Here is a 21,461-nt window from a genome sequence, read left to right as displayed (position 1 = left end):
TTGCATGCTGAACCCGCTGAGCCAGCTGTCCTTGGAACGGTTACGGCGACGCACGAGCGTGAAGTGGCGGCAGTATCCGGACGACGTGCTGCCGTTGTGGGTGGCCGAGATGGACGTCGACCTGGCTGAGCCCGTCCGGCAGGCCGTCGTCGACGCGCTGGACCTCGGCGACACCGGCTACCCGGCCGGCACGGACTACCCCGAGGCGCTGGCGGCGTTCGCGCGCGAACGGTGGGGCTGGGACGGGATCGCCGTGGCCCGCACGGCGCTCGTGTCCGACGTGATGCTCGGCATCGTCGAGCTGGTCAAGCTGGTGTCCGGGCCCGGCGACCCCGTGATCGTCAGCCCGCCGGTGTACCCGCCGTTCTACCTGTTCGTCAGGAGCACGGGCCGAGCGGTGATCGAGGCGCCGCTGACGAACGGACGGCTCGACCTGGAAGTGCTGGAGCGGACGTTCCGGCACGTCAAGGCCGACCGCCCGGTGTACCTGCTGTGCAACCCGCAGAACCCGACCGGCACCGTCCACACCGCCGAAGAGCTGACGGCGCTCGCGGGGCTGGCGAAGAGGTACGGCGTCCGCGTGATCGCCGACGAGATCCACGCGCCGGTCGTGTCCAGGAGCGCGAAGTTCGTGCCGTACCTGAGCGTCGACGACCGCGGGATGTCGCTCATGTCCGCGTCGAAGGGCTGGAACCTGGCGGCGATGCGGGCCGCGGTCGCGGTCGCGAACACCGATGAGCTGGCGAACCTGCCGGAGGAGGTCAGCCACGGGCCCAGCCACTTCGGCACGATCGCGCACACGGCCGCGCTGCGCCACGGCGGCGAGTGGCTCGACGCGCTGCTGGCCGGCCTCGACGACAACCGGAAGCTCCTCAAGAACCTGCTCACCGAACACCTGCCCGAGATCGGTTACGAACCCTCCGAGGCGACCTTCCTGGCGTGGCTCGACTGCCGGGCCATCAGCGACGACCCGGCCGCGTTCTTCGTGGAACGAGCCAGGGTCGCGCTCATGTCCGGCGCCGGGTTCGGCAGCGGCGGCGAGGGGCACGTCCGGCTCAACATCGGCACCTCGCCCGAGATCCTCACCGAGGCTGTCACGCGGATGGCCCGGGCTGTCAGGCGCTGACAGCCCGCTACCAGCGCTCTGTCAGCGCGGCGGCGCACAGTTCCCCCTGACACAGGGAGGGACCAACGATGGCGCTGGCGATCAGGGCAGAAGGCCTGGTCAAGCACTACGGGGAGACGAAAGCGCTGGACGGCGTCGACCTCGAGGTGCCTGAGGGGAAGGTCGTGGGGGTGCTCGGGCCGAACGGCGCGGGCAAGACCACGGCGGTGCGGGTGCTGGCCACGTTGCTGCGCCCGGACGCGGGACACGCCACGGTCCACGGGCACGACGTGCTCAAGGACCCGCGGGCGGTCCGGTCGCTGATCGGGCTGACCGGGCAGTACGCGTCGGTGGACGAGGACCTGTCCGGCACGGAGAACCTCGTGCTGCTGGCGCGGCTGCTGGACTTCTCCCGTGCGGGGGCACGGGCGAAGGCCGCGGAGCTGCTGGAGCAGTTCGAGCTCACCGACGCTGCGGGACGGGCCGCCAAGACGTACTCGGGAGGTATGCGCCGGCGGCTCGACCTCGCGGCCAGCCTGGTCGGCAACCCGTCCGTGCTGTACCTGGACGAGCCGACCACCGGGCTGGACCCGCACGCCCGCAACGAGGTGTGGGCGGTGGTGCGCAAGCTCGTCGCGAACGGCGTGACGGTCCTGCTCACCACGCAGTACCTGGAGGAGGCCGACCAGCTCGCGGACTCGATCACCGTGTTCGACCACGGCCGGGTCGTGGCCGAGGGCAGGCCGGACGAGCTGAAGCGGCGCGTGGGCGGGCAGACGCTGCAGGTGCGGCCGACGTCGTTGCGCGATCTGGACGCGGTGCACCGGATCCTCGGTGACCTGACGGGGGTCAGGCCGACCCGCGACGACGACACGGGACTGCTGACGGCGCCGGTGAACGACCCGGTGCTGCTGTCCACTCTGGTCCGCAAGCTCGACGACGCCGGCATCACCGCCGACGAACTGGCGTTGCGGCTGCCCTCGCTCGACGAGGTGTTCCTCGCACTCACCGGCAAGCAGAACGAAGGGAGCCTGGTATGAGCACGATCGCGTTGGACAGGGGGATGCGCCACGGCTTCTCGCTCGCCTGGCGGGGAATCCTCAAGATCCGCAAGAACCCCGAGCAGCTGATGGACGTCACGCTCGCACCGATCATCTTCCTGGTGATGTTCACCTACCTGTTCGGTGGCGCGCTCGCCGGCAACACGGACGCCTACCTGCAGATGCTCGTTCCGGGCATCATGGTGATGAACATCTTGCAGGCCAGCATGACCGCGGGCGTGCAGATGAACACGGACGTCTCCAAGGGCGTGTTCGACAGGTTCCGCTCCATGCCGATCGCGCGGTCGGCTCCGCTGGTCGGGGCGGTGCTCGCGGACATCGTGCGGTACGTCGTGTGCATCGTCGTACTGCTGGTGGTCGCCACGATCATGGGCTTCCGGGTGCAGACCGGCCCGGCTGAGCTGCTGATCGCGGCCGCGCTGACGATCCTGTTCGGACTGTGCTTCTGCTGGGCGTCGGTGTTCGTGGGAATGCTGCTCAAGACCCCGCAGGCCGTGCAGGGCATGATGTTCGTGCTGATCATGCCGCTGACGTTCGGCAGCAACGTGTTCGTCGGCACCTCGACGATGCCGGGCTGGCTCAAGGCGTGGGCCGACATCAGTCCGGTGAGCCTGCTCTCGGACGCGCTGCGCGGCCTGCTCAACGGCGGCGCGATCGCCGGCCCGCTCACCGGGTCGCTGATCTGGATGGCTGGCGCGGTCGCGGTGTTCTTCCCGCTGGCGATGTGGGCCTACCGCAAGCGCGTGTGAGCGAACGGGAACCAGGCGGGCTTCAGCCGGTGCTGAGGCCCGCCTCTTCGCGCACCTGGTGCAGCGCCTCGGCCTTGGGGATCGTCAGCGGCTCCGGCTCACCCAGCTCGGCGACCATCCGCCGCACGTCCGGGTCGCCCATGTCGAGCCGCCCGCGGATGAGCTGGGCCAGGGCGAGCAGCCCGGTCGCCGCCTCGGTGCGGCCCTGCGCGTGCCGCACGCGGGCCAGGAGTTCGGTCACCGCGGCGAGATCCGGCATGTCGGAGCGTTCCGACGTGGTGCCGACCGCGATCGCCACGAACGGCTCGGCCTCGTCCGGCAGGTTGTCGGCGAGCAGGATGCGCGCGTCCAGGATCGCCGACCACTCCGTCACGAACGGGGTGAGCGCGGCGGCGATCGTGGTGGCCTCCCGGAACCGCGCGCTCAGTTCGCGTGCCTCCGCTGTCCGGTTCGACCGCAGCATGACCTCGGCCTTGGCGTAGCCGATCATCAGGTTCAGCTGGTCGTTGCCGGCGTCGTGGGCGTACTGCTCGGCCTCGGCCACCTCGCGTGCGGCCGCCTCGTTGTCGCCGAGTCGCGCGTACTCCACCGCGAGCCGCCACCGTTGCTGCACGGTGTCCTCCGCCGATCCCAGCTCCCGCGCCACCTCCAGCCCCTGCTGGTACAGCGCGATCGCGGCGAGGTTGTCGCCGGTGTGCGAGATGAACGCCGCCTTCATGCCGAGCGTCATCGCCGAGCCCCACCGGTCGCCCACGGCCGTGAACTGGTCGTACGCGCGGTCGCGGGCCTGCTCGGCACCGGAGAGATCGCCCTCGTCGGACAGGATGAAGCTCATCGCCCAGTCGGCGCCCGCCCGCGCCCACGCGTCCTCGCTCGCCACGGCGCGGTGCACCTCGCGGCGCGCCAGTTCCTTGTTCTGGCTCAGGAACGCGAGCATCGGCAGGGCGATCGCGAGTGACGGGTACTTCTGGGTGGCACCGGTGTTCACGCAGTCCTCGATGACCTGCGAGGCCTCCATCGGCTCCGGCAGTCCCGGGATCGCGGACATGATCATGCGCATCGCCCGGAAGGTGGCGACGACGTCGGCCGGCAGGTCGTCGGACAGGGTGAGCACCTCGCGCACCGCCCGTTCCGAGCGCTCGTTGTCGCCCTTGATCAGCCAATACCAGAACACGCCGCCGAGCAGGTCCGCCGCCAGGCCGGCGTCACGATCGTCGATCGCGCCGCGCAGCGCGGCCACGACGTTGTCCTGTTCCGCCTGGTAGACCTTGATCGCCTCGATCTGCCGCCCGGTGCGGACGAACGGCTCCCAGCGCACGGTCAGGTCGCGGTAGTAGCGCCGGAACCTGCCGATGAACTCCCGTTTCTCCCCGGAGGCGTCGAGCTGCTCGTCCGCGTACACCCGGATCGTCTCCAGCATCCGGTACCGCGCCTCGCCGTCGAGCTCGATCACGTCCACAATGGACTTCTCGACCAGTGAGGCCAGCACGTACAGCGCGTCCTCGCCGCAGACCGCCTCGATCGCCGCGAGGTCGGCGCCCGCCGGGAACACCGCGAGCCTGCGGGCGAGCACCAGTTCGTCCTCGGTCAGCAGGTCCCAGCTCCACTCCACGACCGCGCGCAGCGTGCGCTGGCGGGGCAGTGCCGTGCGGCTGCCCGAGGTGAGCAGCCGGAACCTGTCGTCCAGGCGCTGGGTGATCTGCCGGATCGTCATGGACCGCAACCTGGCCGCCGCGAGTTCCAGTGCGAGCGGCATGCCGTCGAGCCTGCGGCAGACCATCCGCACGTCGTCCACAGTGGACTCGTCGAGCCGGAAGCCCGGCTTCACCGCCTCCGCCCTGTCGAGGAACAGCCGCACCGAGCCGAACCCGGCCACGTCCGCCTGACCGTTCGGCACGGCCAGCGGGCCGATCTGGCACAGCGACTCGCCGTCGATCGCGAGCGGTTCCCGGCTGGTCGCGACGACCCTGAGGTTCGGCACCCTGCGCAGCAGCTGGGTGGTGAACTCCGCGGACGCCCCGATCAGGTGCTCGCAGTTGTCCAGCACCAGCAACGACTCGCCGGCGCCGAGCACCTCGGCGATGCGGTCCATGCCCTCGTTGGGCCTGCGCATCGGGTCGCCGCCCATCCGCAGCTCGAACGCCTTGAGCACCACACCCGGCAGGTCCTCGGCCTCCCGGACGCCGGCCAGTGCCGCGAACCACACGCGTCCCTTGCCGTGCAACGGATGCCGCGCCGCGACCTCGGTGGCCAGCCGCGTCTTGCCGGCGCCGCCCGGTCCGACCAGCGTCACCAGCCGGGCCTGGCCGAGCAGTCCGGAGATCTCCGCGAGCTCGTCCTCGCGGCCGACGAAGCTGGTGAGCCGCACGGGCAGCCGGTCGGCCACCGGCCGTGGCCCGAGCTCGCCGCGCAACGCCGCGAGGTGGACGTCCTGCAGCTCCTGCGAGGGATCGACACCGAGCTCGTCAGCCAGCCTGCCGCGGACCTCTGCGTAGACGTGCAGCGCGTCGGACTGTCTGCCCTGCGCGCACAACGCCCGCATCAGCAGGCCCGCCAGGCGTTCCCGCAACGGGTGCTTCTCGTGCAACGCCGTCAGCGCGGCGACGTCCAGTTCGCCGCGATCCTCCTCGGCGGACAGGCGGGCTTCCTCGAGCCGGGCGGCGGTGGGCCCGGCGAACGGCGCCTCCCGCACGTCGGCCAGCGCGTCACCACGCCACAACGCGAGCGCCTCGTCCAGCCGTCCGGCGGCGCGCAGCCGTTCGAACCGGAAGACGTCGACGTCCTCGGTCGCGACACCGAGCCGGTACCCGCCCGGCTCCAGCGCGACGGGACAGACCTTGCGCAGCCTCGACACGAGCGACTGCAGGGCGTTCACGGCGTCGGCTGGCGGCTGCTCGCCCCACAGGTCGTCGATCAGCGTCGTCGTCGGCACCGGCCGGCCTGGGTCGAGCGCGAGGCGTGCGAGAAGCATGCGAACGCGGGCACCACCGATGTCGACCGGTGTGCCGGCCTCGGTCTCGACGGTCGTCGGGCCCAGCAAAACCACGCGCACAGGTCCAGCTTCCCAGATCACGTGCCGCGATCAGGCGAGAACACCGAGTGCTCGGGTCAGCGCGTCCATGATCACGCGTTCCATCGCCTCGTCGGTGCTGCCGCGCGGCACCCGTTCGGTGAGCATGATCGAGTAGAGATAGGCCTGGTAGGCGGCCAGCCGGACGCGGGCGGAGTCGGTGAACTCGAAGCCGTGGCCGCTCAGGAAGTCCGCGTCGTCCTCGATCGAGCCGAACAGCGCGAGCGACACGAACTCCGCGACCGGGTCGCCCCAGAACGCCCGCTCACCGTCGACGAGCCCGGTGAGTCCGGTGTCGGCGAGGATGTTGCCGTCCCACAGGTCGAAGTGCACGAGCGCAGGGCGTGTCACCTCGTCGAACGCCTTCGCGTGCCGGGCCAGGTCAGCCGTGGGGAGCGGCACGCCGTAGCGCCGGGCGTCGGCCAGCACCGCGTCGTACATGCCGAAGAACGCCGCGGTCCACGTGTCGTGCAGGCCGAGCTGGGGATAACCGAAACCCGGCCCGGTCACCTCGTGCACCGCCCTGGTGGCCTCGCCGAGCTGACGGCGCAGCAGCGGACGGTCCACGTCGGACCGGCCGAAGACCGGCTCGCCCGGCAGGCACGTGGCCAGGAGCGCGGTGTCGTCGGCGTGCACGACCTCCGGCACCGGCGCGACCTTCGACGCGAGCGTGCAGAACAACGCCTCGGTGCGCATCAGGTGCCGCTCGTAGGTCAGGCCCGGTTGGTCGCCCGGCGACACCTTCAGCACGAACTCGCCCTCGCGTGCGGACACGCGGAACACCGAGTTGTAGGTGCCGCCACCCAACGGGCTCGTCGTCGCGCCGGTGAGCCCGGCAGCCGCGAGGATTCGCTCCACAGTCACCTCCGCCAATGTAATGATCGAGGGCATGGCGACGTACTGGGGGACCGCCGAGCTCGCTTGGCGATGGGTGCTGGATCAGGTGCGCTACGACGACGGGGTGTGGATCCCGGAGTTCCCGGGAGGTGAGCTGGAAGTCCGGTGGCGCGAGGGCATGTACGCGGGCGTCGGCGGCCTGGCGCACGTGCTGGCGGAGATCAGGCTGAGCCGGGAGTGGACGGCGCGCGAGGCGGAGTTGGCCGATGCCATCGCGGCGTGCGTGCGGGCGAGTATCGGCACGACGCGCGAAGTCACGTTCTTCAACGGGTTGGGCAGTGCGATCAGCGTGCTGACGACCCTGGGTGAGCCGGGGGCCGACGCGGCGGTGGCCAGGCTGCTGGAACTGTCCACACCGGACGGATGGCCGCAGGAGTTCCTTTCCGACGAGGCGAAGTACCTTCCCGGCGCCCGTGCGCACGATCTGGTGGTGGGCACGGCGGGCATGCTGCTGAGCGCGGTGTGGGCGCACCGGCACGGCATCGAGGGCGCCGAGGAGCTCGCACGGGTGGCGGCCGGTGTCCTGCTGGCCGAGCGCGAGGAGGCGGAGGTCGGCGCCAACTGGCGCTGGGTGCCGCAGCGGTTCACGACGAACGACTGGCACTCGCCCAACTTCTCGCACGGTGTCGCGGGCATCGCCACCGCGTTCGCCCTGGCCGGTGCCGAGTTCGCCCGCCCGGATCTCGTCGCGGCGGCCGTCGAGGGTGCCGAGCACCTCGTGTCGCTCGGGGACACCAGCGACGGCGGGTTCCGCGTGAGGACCCGCTTTCCCGGCATCGAGGACGTGGAGCCGTTCAGCTACGGCTGGTGTCACGGTCCGACCGGCACCTCGCTGCTGTGGCCGGCGTTGCGGCACGCGGGAGTGCCGGAGGTGGCCGGGGTGAACGTCGGCGAGTGGCATCGCCGTGGCCTGCACAGCATCCGCGTCTCGGGCCTGCCCGAACGGAAGTACCCGGGCTTCTGGGACAACGACGGCCGGTGCTGCGGCACGGCCGGGGTCGGCGACGTGTTGCTGGACTCGGGTCAGCACACGGACTTCGCGCTGCACCTGGCCGACGTGCTGGTGGAGCGCGCCGTCGCCGATGGCGCCGGGGTGTGCTGGCGGTTCATCGAGCACCGCAACGACGAACCGCTGCTGCCGCCCGGCATCGGCTGGATGCAGGGGGCGGCGGGCATCGCCGGGTTCCTGTTCCACGCGGGCCGCGTGGAACAGGGCGACCTGAGGTCGGTGCCGCGCATGGACACCTGGTGGTCGCTAGGCGGGTGACCAGCCCGGTCCCCGAAGAGACACAAGCACCCAGCGCGCGCCATTTTTTTGGGGCACACGGGGGCCCCGCGTGCCCTCTGAGAGTACGTAGGGTCCCCGCGTGCGGTTCCAGACTTGAGTCGGGTGCGCTCAAGTCTGGGGGTGGGCGTGACCGTCGTTCCGGGTAGGACTGCTGATCAGGCGCTCAGGCTGGTGACCAGCCCAGCTCCGGGCCCAGCTTCGTCGCGATGTCGGTGAGGATCTGCACGTAGTCCTCGTGCGCGAAGCTGAACGGCAGCGCGAACGCCACCTCGTCGACCTCCTGGAAGCCGAGGTGCGCGTACAGCTGGTCGGCGATCTCGGCGGACGTGCCGATGATGTCGCGCTCGAACATGAACTTGCGCGGGCCGAACGTCTTGCCGGCCCGCGCGGCGCGTCCGTCGACGTAGGCCTGGTACTTCGCGCGCTGCTCGGAGGTGGCCGAGTCGGTCGGGATCACCACGAGGCCCTGCGAGACGCGGCCGCCGCCGTGCTCGCGGAACGTCTTGATGTGCGACAGCTGGGTCTCGGCGAAGTCCTCGGACAGCTCGGACTGCGCCACGTTGCTGGTCAGCAGGTTCAGGCCGTGCTCGCCCGCCCACTTCGCGGAACGCAGGCTGCCGCCGCCGTACCAGATGCGCTCGCGCAGTCCGGCAGCGTGCGGCTGGACGCGGTCCGACCAGACCTCGATGCCCTCGACGCCGCTGAACGACGCGACCTTCTCGCCGCCCACGAAGTCCAGCAGCCGCTGCACGCGGTCGTAGCTGAAGTTCTCGACGTCCGCGGTCTCCGGGTAGAGCGCGTCCTTGACGTCGTCGTAGTGCATCGGCGGGCCGACGCTGATGCCGGGGTTGAGCCTGCCGCCGGACAGCACGTCGACCGTGGCGAGGTCCTCGGCGAGCCGCAGCGGGTTCTCCCAGCCCAGCGGGATGACCGCGGTGCCGAGCTGGATCCTGCTGGTCCGCTGGGTGGCTGCGGCCAGCACCGCGACCGGCGAGGAGATGCCGAACTGCAGGTGCCGGTGCCGGACCCAGGCGCTGTCGAACCCGAGCTCCTCGCCCAGCACGATGACGTCGAGCGTGGACCGGTGGCCTGCTCCGGGGTCGTTCTCGTCGAACAGGCCGATGGTGAGAAAACCCAGCTTTCGCAACGGCTCTGACTTCCGCGGCACGGACCCTCCTCGTATCTCCCCTCCGATTTTAGGTGACGTCTCAACTACGTCCAGATGCTGGAACGAACGTGACCGCGAACGACGCCTTCCGCGCCTGTAGCCGGTACTGCGGCAGCACACCCGGGCCGCACGACGCCGTGCCCAGGCCGTGCTGGGCGAGGTCGAGGTTCAGGTACACGCGGTCGCGGGGCGACAAGTCGGACGTGTGGCGGGCGGCGTCGAGGTCCTCGCTGGTCCAGCGGCGGGCGGTGAAGTCGAACACCGGCTCGCCCTCGATCCTCAGCCCGCCGATGTCCAGCCAGCGGGCGTCGGCGCGGTTGCCGTTCTCCTGCGGGAAGACGTACGGCGTCTGCAGCGCGTCAACGGTGGAGGTGAACCGGCCGACGCGGGCGGCCTGGCGGCTGTCCGCGTACGCCTCGCCGGGGCCTTTGCCGAACCATTCGACGGTGTCCGCCGTGGGGAGCGCCAGACGCAGGCCGAGGCGGGGGAGCGTGCACGGCCAGTCGCCGTCCGGGGTGAGGTCCACCCGGAGGTGCAGCCGGTCGCCGGTCGCGGTCCAGTGGTAGTCGGCGAGCATGCCGAAACCCCAGGCCGGGGGTGCCACGCGGGTGCGGACGACCAACCCGGACTCGTGGGTGATCTCCACGACCCGGTGCTGGAGGCGGTGCAGGCCCGCGTCGCGCCAGGCCTGTTCCTCGGGGTGGGCGGAGCCGCGGTCGTTGTCGGTGGGGGCGCGCCAGAGGTCCAGGCGGGGGCCGTCGAGGGGGAGGTCGCCGAGCTTGGTCAGCCGGCCGGTGGCCGGGTCGAACTCGCCGGGGCCGAGGGTGAGGGTGCCGCCGAGGTGGAGGGGTTCGGTGGCGGTGGCTGGGGAGGAGGGGGCGGCCGGGGAGACGGGGATCTGGCCCCAGGCGACGACGTGGCCGGCGTCAGCCCAGGTGGTGGGGGCGGCCAGGGAGGCACGGACGGTCAGCCAGCCTTCGCCCGACACCGAAGGGAGTGAGGGGAGCGGCAGGTCCCCCTCGGCCACCTCCAGCGTGCCCGAGGCGACCTCCACCCCGTCGTCCTCGTACACCCAGTCGAACCGAAGGTGGTCCAACCCGACGTGGTCGTAGAAATTCTCGACCCGGATCCCGGCCTCGCCACCCGTGATCCGCACCGGCTCGAAGACCTTGGCGAACTCCACCAGCCCCGGCGACGGCGTCCGGTCGGGGAACACCAGCCCGTCGATCACGAAGTTCCCGTCGTGCAACGGCTCGCCGAAGTCACCGCCGTACAAGAACTGCCCGTCGCGCTCGATCCCGTGGTCGATCCACTCCCAGATGAACCCGCCCTGCACGTGCCGGTACCGCTCGAACAGTTCGCGGTACTCGAGCATCCCGCCCGGCCCGTTGCCCATCGCGTGTGCGAACTCGCACAGCACGAACGGCAGTCCGTGGGCGTGCGTCCGCCCGATCTCGTCGACTTCCTCGTGCGAGGCGTACATGCGGCTGTAGACGTCGACGTACTCGCAGTCGGCGTCACCCTCGTAGTGCACCGGCCGGGACGGGTCGCGGTCACGGGTCCACGAGGCCATCGCCGCGAGGTTGCGCCCGGTGTGCGACTCGTTGCCGAGCGACCACAGCACGATCGACGGGTGGTTCTTGTCCCGCTCGACCATCCGCCGCATCCGGTCCACATAGGACTCGGCCCAGCGCGGGTCGTCACTGGGGTTGCCGGCCCAGTCCAGCTCGCCGAACCCGTGCGTCTCCAGGTCGCACTCGTCGATCACCCACAGCCCGTACTCGTCGCACAACGACAGGAAGTACGGGTCCGGCGGGTAGTGGCTGGTGCGCACGGCGTTGACGTTGTGCCGCTTCATGAGCAGCACGTCCTGGAGTGCGACCTCTCGTGGCACGGCGCGGCCGAATCGGGGGTGGTGCTCGTGCCGGTTCACGCCCCGGAACACGACACGGGCGCCGTTGACGGTCAGCACGCCGTCGGAGATCGCGACCGAACGGAACCCGATCCGCACCGGCACGCGTTCGGCGCCGGTGCGCACGACGCCGTCGTAGAGCCGGGGGCTTTCCGCGCTCCACGGTTCGACGGGCAGCGAGAACGACTGTCCGGGAAGGAGATCGCTCACTTCAAGCTCCGGCACGGACAGCATCCCGCCCTCGACCGACAGCGTGCCCGTACCGGAGACGTGGTCGTAGGAGGCGTGGATCTCGTAGTCCGCCACGCCCCCGCGCGGCCGGGACAGCAGCGCCACCGAGCGGAAGATCCCGGACATCCACCACATGTCCTGGTCTTCGAGGTAGCTACCGGCCGACCACTGGTGCACGCGCACGGTCAGCACGTTGCCGGACGGGCGGAGCAGATGGCCTACCTCGAACTCAGCGGGCAACCTGCTGCCGCGGGTGACACCCAGCTCGACGTCGTTGAGGCAGACCAGTCCGCACGAGTCGATGCCGTCGAAGCGCAGTGCCGCCGGCTCGTCCGGCCAGTTCTCCGGCAGGTCGAACACCAGCCGGTAGTCGCCGGTCGGGTTGTCGGAGGGCACGAACGGCGGCTTGACCGGGAACGGGTAGCGCACGTTCGTGTACACGGGCGAACCGTGTCCCTGCAGCTGCCAATGTCCCGGCACGGTGATGGTGCCCCAGTCGCCCTCGTCGAGACGAAAGTCCCAGGTCCCGTCGAGCGGCAACGAGGCCGCGTCGGAGGTGAAGAAGGCACGCGGCGACAAAGAACCGGTGCCGGGGCCGATTTCCTCGATGTACGACAAGACGTTCAGCCCTTCACTGCGCCGGCGGCGATGTTGCGGATGAAGTGGCGGGCACCGAACAGGAACACGATCACCAGCGGCACGATCGCCACCAGCGTCCCCGCCATCACGACGGCGTAGTCCTGCAGGTACAGGCCGTTGAGCTGCGAGAGCGCCACCTGCAGCGTCACGTGGTTCGAGTCGATCAGCACGACCAGCGGCCACAGGTAGTCGTTCCAGGTGTTGACGAAGGTGAAGATCCCGAGGAACGCCAGCGCGGGCCGCAGCACCGGCAGGCCGACCGACAGGTAGGTGCGGAAGAAGCCCGCGCCGTCGACCCGTGCGGCCTCCAGCAACTCGTCCGCGATGGCGCCACGCGCGTACTGGCGCATCCAGAAGATGCCGAACGCGTTGGCCGCCGCCGGGATGATCAGCGCGTTCAGGCTGCCGACGAGACCGAACCTCGCCATCAGGTCGAACTGCGGGATCGCCGCGAGCTGCGTCGGCACCACGAACGTCGCCAGCAGGACTCCAAAAAGGACGTTGCTGCCGGGGAAGTCGTACTTGGCGAACGTGAAGGCCGCCAGCGAGTCGAAGAACAGCACCAGCACCGTCGTCGCGATCGCCACGACCAGGGTGTTGAGCACCGACCCGAAGAAGTCGACCTTCGCGAACACCTCGGCGATGTTGTCGACGAGATGCCCGCCGAACCAGAACTTCGGCGGCGACGAGTAGATGTCCGCGGTGGTGTTCGAGGCCATCACCGCGAGCTGGTAGTAGGGGAACAGCGTGATCAGCGCACCGGCCACCAACGCGCCGTAGGTGAGGAGGGTGCCGGGTTTCGTCCGGTTCACTTGTTGCCTCCGTTCACGCGCGCCGGGCGCTGCACCAGCCGCCAGTTGAGGATCGAGAACAGCACCACGACCACGAAGATGCCCCACGCGATCGCGGCGCCGTAGCCGAAGTCGTTGTCCGCGAACGCCGTGTTGTAGAAGTAGAGGACCATCGTCATGCCCGCGCCCTCGGGGCCGCCGCGGTCGCCGAGCAGGATCTGCGACTCGGTGAAGATCTGCAGGCCGCCGATCGCCGACATGACGACCGAGAACAGGATCACCGGGCGCAGCAACGGAAGCGTGACGCGGAAGAACGTCTGCACCGGGCTCGCGCCGTCGAGCCTCACGGCCTCGTAGACGTCCTGGGGGAGTGCCTGCAGCCCGGCCAGCAGGATGATCGCGTTGTAGCCCGTCCAGCGCCAGATGATCATCAACGAGATCGCGACGCGGATCGCCCACGGGTCGCCCAGCCACTGCACCGGATCCACGCCGATCAGGCCGAGGAACCAGTTCAGGACACCGAACTCGTTGGAGAAGAACGAGCCGAACACCAGCGACATCGCCACGATCGACGTGACGTTGGGCAAGAAGTACGCCACGCGCAGGAAACCCTTGTGGCGCACCGAGGAGTTGAGCCCCAGGGCGACGAGCATCGACAGGACCAGCATCGGGATCGTCGACATCACCCAGATGATCAGGGTGTTGCCGATGGCGTCCCAGAACGCCGTGTCGGTGAGGAGGAACGCGAAGTTCTCCAGCCCCACGAACTTCATCTCGCTGACGCCGTTCCACCGCTGCAACGACAGCCACAGCGAGTACACCACCGGGTAGATCCCGAAGATGGCGAACAGCACGAGGAACGGCGCGATGGCCAGGTACTGCGGGAGGTACTTCCACCTGCGGTTCACGCGAGCACCCCCTGACGGCGCAGCAGCCGTTCGACGGCCGTCCGCGCGTCCTGCCAGGCCTGCTCGGGGTCCTTGCCCGCGGCCTCGACGTTGGTCAGCTCATCGGTGTAGGTGTCGGAGATCGTGATGTCCCACGGCGAGAAGTAGACCGGCTGGACCTTCTCCGCGATCGCGCCGAACACCCCGATCGTGGCCTGCCCGCCGAAGAACTCCTCCGGCGCCTGCAACCGTGCGTCGGAGTACACGGCGGGGCTGGACGGGAAGAGACCGAGCTCCAGATAGGTCGAGGCCTGGTTTTCCGGCGACATCAGCCATTTCACGACCTCGTAGGCGCCCTGCGGATCGGGGCAGTACTTCGTGATCGCGAGGAACGAGCCGCCCTGGTTGCCGGGACCGCCGGGCGCCTGGCACACGTGCCACTGGCCGGACGTGCTCGGCGCGGACTCCTTGAGGTTGCCGGTGATCCAGGAGGCGTTGACGAACGCGACCTCCTTGCCGTTGGTCCAGGCCGCGCGCCGGTCGACGCCCTCGCCGGCGGCCGATCCCGCGTAGCCCGCCGTGAGCCCGAGCTGGAAAGCCTTCACCGCGCGGTCCCACGCCCGCCGCACCTGAGACTGGTCGTCGAGGTAGCGGTTCTGCCGGTCGAGGTACTTCTGCCGCTCCTGCGCGAGCGAGTACGTGAACACCATCTTCGTGTCGGTGATCAGGTATCGGCCGGGCAGCTTCTCCTTGACCCGCTGGGCGAACTCGAAGTAATCGTCCCAGGTGGACAGTGCGGCGGCCACCGCGTCCGGTTCGCTCGGCAGCCCGGCCTCGGCGAACAGGTCGTGCCGGTAGTAGAGCGCGGCCGGTCCGGTGTCGATCGGGAAACCGAGCTGGAACCCGTCGGGGCTGCGGCCCGCCTGCCACTTCCACGGCAGGTAGCGCGACTCGTCCTGCCGCGCGCCGAGGGTGTTGAGGTCGGCGAACCTGTCGGTGGCCGAGAAGTAGGTGGAGATGCCGTCACCGAGCATCGTGATGTCCGGCAGGTAGGCCTCGCCGGACAGGGCGGCGAGCAGCCGCCGGTTCAGTTCGCCGCTCACCTTGGACGGCGTGAGGTGCTGGGCGGGGAAGCGCTGCACGGCCTCGCCGAGCACCTTCTCCGACAGGCCGTTCGTCGAGTACCAGAGCGTGATCTTGCCCGGGTTGGCCGTGGTCGGACTGGTGCACGCGGTCGCTCCCAGTGCTGTTGCACCGAGTGCCGCCGCGCCGGCGAGGAACCTGCGTCGAGTCAACGTCATCGGGGACCCTCCGGAGAGCCCGTGAACGCTCCCGTGAACGTTCACGGATTGCCGCGAATGATGTGCCGAACGGGTGACCCTGTCAAGGGTCAGGCAGATTCGCGCACTAACAGCACGGCGCTGACCAGCAGTTCTTCCGTCGGCAGCGGGACATCGCTCGCGACGAGCCTGCCCGCCTGCTCGATCGCGAGGGCGCCGATCCGGCGGGTGTCGAGCGCGACGCTGGTGAGCGCCGGGTCGACCACGCCGCCGAGCTGCAGACCGTCGAACCCGACCACGGCGAGGTCGCGCGGCACCGCCCTGCCGAGCTTGCGCGCGGCCTTGAGCGCGCCCATGGCGATGACGTCGTTGTACGTGAACACGGCGGTGAGGTCGGGATGCTCGGCGAGCAGCTCGTGCAACGCCACCGCGCCGCCGTCGACCGACTGCACGGCGTTGCCGACGACGGGAGCGGCGAGCCCGTGGTCGTCCATCGCGGCGGCGAACCAGTCGCGGCGCAGGCTCGGTTCGGCGCGACCGGCGTGGTCGAGCATGCCGATCCTGCGGTGACCTGCGGCGACGAGGTGGTCGACGGCCTCGTGCACGCCCTTCTCGCCGTCGATTCGGATCGAGCTGAAGCGCGGCGAGCGGTGGTCGCGGCCGATGAGCACCGCGGGCATACCGCCGAGGTGCTGGTCGAGCTCGGCCTCGTCCAGGCTGAAGTAGCCGGCCACGGCGTCCACCTGGGACGTGATGACCTCCAGCGTGCCGCGTTCCTCGGTGATGCTGTCGGCCGTGTCGTAGACGACGACGTGCCAGCCGTGGGAGCGCGCCGCCTCCAGCGCCCCGGCCGCGACCTCGGTGAAGAACGGGTTGAGCAGGTCGGGGATGACCAGGCCGATCGTGGTGCTGTCCTGCCGCACCAGGCCCCTGGCGAACCGGCTCGGCCGGTAGCCCAGCTCCCGTGCGGCGTCGAGGACCCGCTGCTTGGTGCCGGCGTCGATCTCGCCCTTGTCGTTGAGCGCCCGCGACACCGTCTGCCGCGAGACACCGGCGACCCGCGCGACGTCGTTGATCGTGACGCGCTTGCTCATGATCACCTCTCGTCCGACTGCGACCGAGTATGCAGGGCGTCGAGCACCACGGTGATCGCGGCGCGCGAGTCCCTGCGGACCGCGGCGGTGATCTTCCTCGTCACCGGCAGCTCCCTCGTGACCACGTCGAACCGCCGGTCGACGGCCAGCGCGGGCAGCACCGCGACCGCCAGACCTGCCTCGACGTGCTTGAGCGTGAGCATGTAGTTGCTGAACCGCCCGACCACGCGCGGTTCGAAGCCGGACTGCCGGCACAGCCGCGTCGCGAGCTTCGCCATGTAGGAGCCGGGGATGTCGAACGCCCACGGCTCGTCCTTGCACGCGGCGACGTCCGCTGCGGGGTGGTTCGGTGGCGTGACCAGCACGATCGGGTCCTCGCCGAGCGGCACGACGTCGATGTCCTGCGGTACGGGCAGCTCCACGAAGTCGGTGGTCGTGATGATCACGTCGACCTCCCCGGCGAGCAGCGCGGGCATGCTGGCGTGCGGTTCCAGCTCGACGATCTCGACGTCGAGGTGCGGGTGGCCCAGCCGCGCGATCGCGGGCACGGCGAGGGTGTGGACCGAGCTCTGGAACGCGCCCAGCCGGATGAGGCCGGAGGGTTCCTGGCTGAGCTCGCGCAGCTCGGCCTCGACGGCGTCCATCTGGTCGAGGATCGACCGCGCCCGTCGCGCCAGGATGAGCCCGGCCGACGTGAGCCGGACGCGCCGCCCCGTCCGTTCGATCAGCTGGGTGCGGGTCTCGGTCTCGAGCACCGCGAGCTGCTGCGACACGCTCGACGGACTCAGGTTCGCGGCCTGCGCCACGGCCCGCACGGTGCCCAGCGCGTCGAGCTGGCTGAGCAGGCGCAGGCGCCACGGGTTGAGCGTCATGTTGTGCAGTATTTCCGAACAGCGAGCGTGGGATTGTGAGATGGACCTGATGCTCGGTGCGTCCTAGCGTTTTCGCCATGGAGACCTTCTGGGACGACGTCGACCGCCACCTCGTCCGCTACGGCGGCACGTTCACGCGCGAGATCATCGACAGCGCGTCGGGAAGCTTCCTCTTCACCGAGGACGGCCGCCGGATCCTGGACTTCACGTCCGGGCAGATGAGCGCGATCCTCGGTCACTCGCACCCGCGCATCGTCGAGACCGTGCAGCGGCAGATCGCGAACCTCGACCACCTGTTCAGCGGCATGCTCAGCCGCCCGGTCGTGGACCTGGCCCGCAGGCTGGCCGGCACCTTGCCCGAGTCGTTGTCGAAGGTGCAGCTGCTGACCACCGGCGCCGAGTCGAACGAGGCCGCGCTGCGCATGGCCAAGCTCGTGACCGGCAAGCACGAGGTGGTGGCGTTCGCGCGCTCGTGGCACGGCATGACCGCCGCCGCGGCCGCCGCGACCTACAGCGCGGGCCGCAAGGGCTACGGTCCCGCGACGCCCGGCAACTTCGCGATCCCGGCGCCGTCCGGTGACTGGCAGGCCCAGCTCGACCTGGCGTTCGACCTGATCGACGCGCAGTCGGTGGGCTCGCTCGCGGCCTGCATCGTCGAGCCGATCCTGAGCTCCGGCGGGATCCTCGAACCGCCGCCCGGCTACTTCGCCGCGCTGTCCGCGAAGTGCCGTGAGCGCGGGATGCTGCTGATCATGGACGAGGCGCAGACCGGGCTGTGCCGGACGGGCAACTGGTACGCGTTCGAACGCGACGGAGTGGTGCCGGACATCCTGACGCTGTCGAAGACCCTGGGCGCCGGGCTGCCGCTGGCTGCCGTGATCACCTCGGCCGAGATCGAGGCGGAGGCGCACGCCCGCGGGTATCTCTTCTTCACCACGCACGTGTCGGACCCGCTGGTCGCCGCCGTCGGCAACACCGTCCTGGACGTGCTGGCCGAGGAACGGCTGGACGAACGGGCCGCGAAGCTCGGTGCGTTCCTGCGCAACGGCCTGGAGGACATCGCGTCGCGCCACGACCTGGTGTCCGACGTCCGGGGGCGCGGGCTGCTGGTGGGGCTGGAGATCGCGGACGAGTCCTTGAGCGCCCCGATCACGCAGAAGTGCCTGGAACTGGGGCTGCACATGAACATCGTGCAGATCCCGGGGATGGGCGGGGTGTTCCGGATCGCGCCGCCGTTGACGGCGTCCGAGGAGGAGCTGGCCCTGGGGCTCGGCATCCTGGACGAGGCCATCGGCGCAGCCTGACCACTTGGCCATCCGCCTCGGTCCGACGGTCGAGGCAGATGGCCGCCGCTGGTCCTACGATCGGTCGAGTGGGGGAACAACGGACGAGACCGCTGATCATCGTCACCGCTGCTCTGTGCGTCCTCGTCTTCGTGGCCACCGGGCAGACCATCGGGTTCGAGCGGGCACTGAACCTGATCAGCGGCCCTGGTGTCGGCGAGACCTGGTTCGACCACCCGCTGTACCTGATCGCCGAGCCGGCGGCCGTGCTGGCCCTCGTGTTCACACACGCATGGCGTTCCCGTGTGCTTCTGGCCATTCCGTCGATCCTGATGCTCGTGATCGTGCTCGAACACGCCGCGTTCTACCGTCCCCATACGATGCTGTCCCGCGCGGACTCCGTCCAGCTGATGCTGCTTCTGAGCGGAATCATGGCCACCGGTGGTCTGTTGCTGCGGATGCGGGAACGGTCACGGGCGGCGTTGGCGGCGGCCGCGGAGGAACGGGCCCGGCGCGACGAACGCCTCGACATGGCACGGGAGCTGCACGACGTGGTGGCGCACCACGTCACGGGCATGCTGGTGCAGGCGCAGGCCGCGCTCGTGGTGGCCGCGCAGGACAAGGACAAGGCGTGCGAGATGCTGCCGGGCATCGTGGAGGGCGGCACGGACGCGTTGGGGGCGATGAGTGCGATGGTGAGGACGTTGCGGGACAACGCAGCCGCGACCGCGACCACCGACCTCGTGGCCGACCTGCACCGGCTGGCCGAGCGCTCGGGGTTGCCGGTGTGCGCGAACGTCGAGCTGACCGAGGACGTGCGGCCGGAACTGGGGCGGTCGGTGCTGCGGATCGTCCAGGAAGCGCTGACCAACGCGCGCAAGCACGCCTTCGACGCGACGAGTGTGGAAGTGGACGTGCGGTTGTCCTCGAGCGCGGTGCTCGTGTCCGTTGTGGACAACGGCAGAGCGAGGCCGACGCACTCCGGCGGGTTCGGACTGGTGGGAATGCGGGAACGCGTGCACGAGCTGGGCGGGCGGTTCTTCGCGGGAGCCACGGGGGACGGCTGGCTGGTCACCGCGGAGCTGCCGCGGGAGGTGCGCGCGTGATCTCCGTGCTCATCGCCGAGGACCAGGACATGGTGCGCGCCGGGTTCCGGCTGATCCTGGAGGCACAGCCCGACATCAGCGTGGTCGCCGACGTGGCGGACGGCATCAGCGCGGTCCAGCAGGCTCGTTCCCTGGAACCGCAGGTGTGCCTGGTCGACGTGCGGATGCCGGGGCTCGACGGGCTGGAGGTCACCCGGCAGCTCGCGCCGCACACCCGTGTCGTGGTGGTGACGACGTTCGACAGCGACGAGGTGCTGAACAAGGCGCTGGACCTCGGTGCGTGCGGGTTCCTCACCAAGGACGCGAGCCCGGGGCTGCTGGCCGAGGCGGTCAGGTCGGCGGCCCGTGGCGACGTCCTCGTGTCGCCCCAGGTGGTGCTGCGAGTGCTGCGGCGGTCGACGCCACCGGTCGCGTCCGCCGACGCCCAGGTGCTGAGCGCTCGTGAGCTGGAGGTCGTGCGGCACGTGGCGAAGGGGTTGAGCAACAACGAGATCGCGGCCTCGCTGAAGGTCTCCGTGTCGTCGGTCAAGGCCTATCTGGCGTCCGTGCAGTCGAAGGTGGGGGCGCGCAACCGCGTCGAGATCGTGGCGTGGGCGTTCCGGGCGCACGTGGTGGCCGACTGACCACGGCCGTTCGGCCAGTCGCGGCGTGGCGAACTGACCTGACGGCCATGATCTCGGTGCCCTCCGGCCGATTCTGCGGCCCCCTGTCGCCCAGCAGTGTTTCTTCTCGTGAGAAAGCTATGGGGCGCAACAGTTATCGGCCTGCTCGTCTGGGTTCTCGTGCGGAGCTTCGGCACCGGTGTGCTGGATCTGCGGGTGTACCTGGCGGGTGGTGAGGCGTGGCTCGCCGGCACGGACCTGTACACCGCGGACTTCCACGCACCGAACGGTTTGCCGTTCACCTACCCGCCCTTCGCGGCGATGGTGTTCAGCGTCCTCACACCACTTCCCCTGGCCGCGGCGGCCCTGGTGTTCACGGCGCTGGGCATCGGTCTCTTCACGGCGGCGGCGCGCACGTGGGCGGGGTTCGGGCTGATCGCGGTGTTCCTGCTGCTCGAACCGCTGCGCGTCAGCCTCGACCTGGGTCAGATCAACCTGGTCCTGTTCGGCCTGGTCGCCGCGGACTGCCTGCTGCCGCGCACGTTCTGGCCGCGCGGGCTGCTCGTCGGGCTGGCCGCCGCGATCAAGCTGACCCCGGCGATCTTCGTGCTGTTCTTCCTGTGCCGCGGGCGGTGGCGGCCCGCGCTGACCGCCGTGGCGACGTTCGTGACGTGCGGTGTGCTCGCACCTGGTCAGGCTCAGGAGTTCTGGCTGCACGCGATGCTCGACCCCGGACGCGTCGGCGGCCTCGCCTACAGCGCGAACCAGTCGTTGCGCGGCCTGCTGTTCCGGTTGGGAGCACCGGAGTTCTTGTGGTTCCCCGCGGTGGTGGCGGTGCTGGCGTTGACGGTCGTGGTGCTGCCCCGGCTGCGCGACGACCTGACAGCGCTCGTGGCGACGGCCGCGGCCGGGTTGCTGATCTCGCCGGTGTCGTGGTCGCACCACTGGGTGTGGATCGCGCCGGCGCTGGTGTTGCTGCACGGGCGCGTGCGGATCGCGGTCATGGCGGTGTTCGCGGTGGGCCCGCACTGGTTGTTGCCCACGGCGGGGGACAAGGAGCTGGCGTGGACGTGGTGGCAGCACGTCGTCGGCAACACCTATGTCTGGCTGGGGCTCGCGTTCCTCGGCTGGTGCGCCCTGACCGTGGTGCGGGAGAGGCGGTGGAACGGGGACCCCGCCAGGATCCCCGTTCCACCCAGGGTCTAGGTACCTAGCCAGAAGTCTTGTCCGAAACCTCGTGTCCTTGTTGGTGCCGAGGCGTCTGCAAGTACCACCAACTCTTGATCGAATCGCCGTCAACCACACCCAACCTGTTCGCCGTCCGACGAACAGGTGCCCAGGACTGGGCTGAGGCTCCGCACCGCTGATGATCTTTATGAGGGGAGCCTTCACAAACTGAACTGCGCCCCGAAAGTTGGACTGGCTA

The 21,461-nt window shown here is 69.9% G+C and carries 17 protein-coding genes; 8 read left to right on the top strand and 9 right to left on the bottom strand.

Features of this window, described 5'->3' with window-relative positions; translation table 11 throughout:
• Nucleotides 1-4: 4 nt before the first annotated feature.
• The 3 genes from ACSHWB_RS41965 to ACSHWB_RS41955 all read left to right on the top strand — a co-directional run bounded on the left by ACSHWB_RS41965 (nt 5) and on the right by ACSHWB_RS41955 (nt 2,915).
• Nucleotides 5-1,126 (top strand): MalY/PatB family protein, encoded by a 1,122-nt coding sequence (locus tag ACSHWB_RS41965; protein WP_439658883.1) that lies wholly within the window; start codon nt 5-7, stop codon nt 1,124-1,126.
• A 68-nt stretch (nt 1,127-1,194) separates the two neighbouring features.
• Nucleotides 1,195-2,145, top strand: a complete 951-nt coding sequence (locus ACSHWB_RS41960; protein ID WP_439658882.1) for an ATP-binding cassette domain-containing protein — start codon at nt 1,195-1,197, stop codon at nt 2,143-2,145.
• Nucleotides 2,142-2,915, top strand: a complete 774-nt coding sequence (locus ACSHWB_RS41955) for an ABC transporter permease (RefSeq protein ID WP_093589331.1) — start codon at nt 2,142-2,144, stop codon at nt 2,913-2,915. Before ACSHWB_RS41960 ends, ACSHWB_RS41955 begins: the two co-directional genes overlap by 4 nt.
• A 22-nt stretch (nt 2,916-2,937) precedes the next feature.
• Here the strand turns inward: ACSHWB_RS41955 and ACSHWB_RS41950 are convergent, their stop codons facing one another.
• Entirely contained in the window at nt 2,938-5,967 is a 3,030-nt protein-coding gene (locus ACSHWB_RS41950) for a BTAD domain-containing putative transcriptional regulator (RefSeq protein ID WP_439658881.1), read from the bottom strand.
• Nucleotides 5,968-5,997: 30 nt separating this feature from the next.
• Nucleotides 5,998-6,849: an aminoglycoside phosphotransferase family protein gene (locus ACSHWB_RS41945; RefSeq protein ID WP_439658880.1), complete on the bottom strand. Its 852-nt coding sequence runs from the start codon at nt 6,847-6,849 to the stop codon at nt 5,998-6,000.
• A gap of 25 nt (nt 6,850-6,874) precedes the next feature.
• Here ACSHWB_RS41945 and ACSHWB_RS41940 point away from each other — a divergent pair, with 25 nt between their 5' ends.
• Nucleotides 6,875-8,149 (top strand): lanthionine synthetase LanC family protein, encoded by a 1,275-nt coding sequence (locus ACSHWB_RS41940; protein ID WP_439658879.1) that lies wholly within the window; start codon nt 6,875-6,877, stop codon nt 8,147-8,149.
• A 184-nt stretch (nt 8,150-8,333) separates the two neighbouring features.
• Here the strand turns inward: ACSHWB_RS41940 and ACSHWB_RS41935 are convergent, their stop codons facing one another.
• From ACSHWB_RS41935 to ACSHWB_RS41905, 7 genes are all read right to left on the bottom strand, one after another.
• The gene (locus ACSHWB_RS41935; RefSeq protein ID WP_439658878.1) at nt 8,334-9,338 is read right to left on the bottom strand and encodes an LLM class flavin-dependent oxidoreductase; all 1,005 of its coding nucleotides are present in this window, start codon (nt 9,336-9,338) and stop codon (nt 8,334-8,336) included.
• 40 nt (nt 9,339-9,378) lie between these two features.
• The gene (locus ACSHWB_RS41930) at nt 9,379-12,099 is read right to left on the bottom strand and encodes a glycoside hydrolase family 2 TIM barrel-domain containing protein (protein WP_439658877.1); all 2,721 of its coding nucleotides are present in this window, start codon (nt 12,097-12,099) and stop codon (nt 9,379-9,381) included.
• A 5-nt stretch (nt 12,100-12,104) separates the two neighbouring features.
• The gene (locus ACSHWB_RS41925) at nt 12,105-12,932 is read right to left on the bottom strand and encodes a carbohydrate ABC transporter permease (protein WP_439658876.1); all 828 of its coding nucleotides are present in this window, start codon (nt 12,930-12,932) and stop codon (nt 12,105-12,107) included.
• Nucleotides 12,929-13,819: a carbohydrate ABC transporter permease gene (locus ACSHWB_RS41920; protein ID WP_439658875.1), complete on the bottom strand. Its 891-nt coding sequence runs from the start codon at nt 13,817-13,819 to the stop codon at nt 12,929-12,931. Before ACSHWB_RS41920 ends, ACSHWB_RS41925 begins: the two co-directional genes overlap by 4 nt.
• The gene (locus tag ACSHWB_RS41915; RefSeq protein ID WP_439658874.1) at nt 13,816-15,099 is read right to left on the bottom strand and encodes an ABC transporter substrate-binding protein; all 1,284 of its coding nucleotides are present in this window, start codon (nt 15,097-15,099) and stop codon (nt 13,816-13,818) included. The genes ACSHWB_RS41920 and ACSHWB_RS41915 overlap by 4 nt, the downstream gene beginning before the upstream one ends.
• An 89-nt stretch (nt 15,100-15,188) precedes the next feature.
• Entirely contained in the window at nt 15,189-16,172 is a 984-nt protein-coding gene (locus ACSHWB_RS41910; RefSeq protein ID WP_439658873.1) for a LacI family DNA-binding transcriptional regulator, read from the bottom strand.
• A 2-nt stretch (nt 16,173-16,174) separates the two neighbouring features.
• A complete protein-coding gene (locus tag ACSHWB_RS41905) occupies nt 16,175-17,044 on the bottom strand; it encodes a LysR family transcriptional regulator (RefSeq protein WP_439658872.1) in 870 nt (289 codons plus the stop codon).
• Nucleotides 17,045-17,121: 77 nt separating this feature from the next.
• Here ACSHWB_RS41905 and ACSHWB_RS41900 point away from each other — a divergent pair, with 77 nt between their 5' ends.
• The 4 genes from ACSHWB_RS41900 to ACSHWB_RS41885 all read left to right on the top strand — a co-directional run bounded on the left by ACSHWB_RS41900 (nt 17,122) and on the right by ACSHWB_RS41885 (nt 21,241).
• Nucleotides 17,122-18,348 carry an aspartate aminotransferase family protein gene (locus ACSHWB_RS41900; protein WP_439658871.1) on the top strand — a complete coding sequence of 409 codons (1,227 nt, stop codon included), beginning with the start codon at nt 17,122-17,124 and terminating at the stop codon, nt 18,346-18,348.
• Nucleotides 18,349-18,416: 68 nt separating this feature from the next.
• Complete coding sequence (locus ACSHWB_RS41895) at nt 18,417-19,433, top strand: sensor histidine kinase (protein WP_439658870.1); 1,017 nt, start codon at nt 18,417-18,419, stop codon at nt 19,431-19,433.
• Nucleotides 19,430-20,056, top strand: a complete 627-nt coding sequence (locus tag ACSHWB_RS41890) for a response regulator (protein ID WP_439658869.1) — start codon at nt 19,430-19,432, stop codon at nt 20,054-20,056. Before ACSHWB_RS41895 ends, ACSHWB_RS41890 begins: the two co-directional genes overlap by 4 nt.
• Nucleotides 20,057-20,164: 108 nt before the next feature.
• Nucleotides 20,165-21,241 (top strand): glycosyltransferase 87 family protein, encoded by a 1,077-nt coding sequence (locus tag ACSHWB_RS41885; protein ID WP_439658868.1) that lies wholly within the window; start codon nt 20,165-20,167, stop codon nt 21,239-21,241.
• Nucleotides 21,242-21,461: the final 220 nt, after the last annotated feature.

The sequence above is a fragment of the Lentzea sp. HUAS TT2 genome, from assembly GCF_051853195.1.
GTDB lineage: Bacteria > Actinomycetota > Actinomycetes > Mycobacteriales > Pseudonocardiaceae > Lentzea.
Note: the sequence above shows the minus strand (reverse complement) of the source record. Positions and strands in the feature narration are given on the sequence as shown.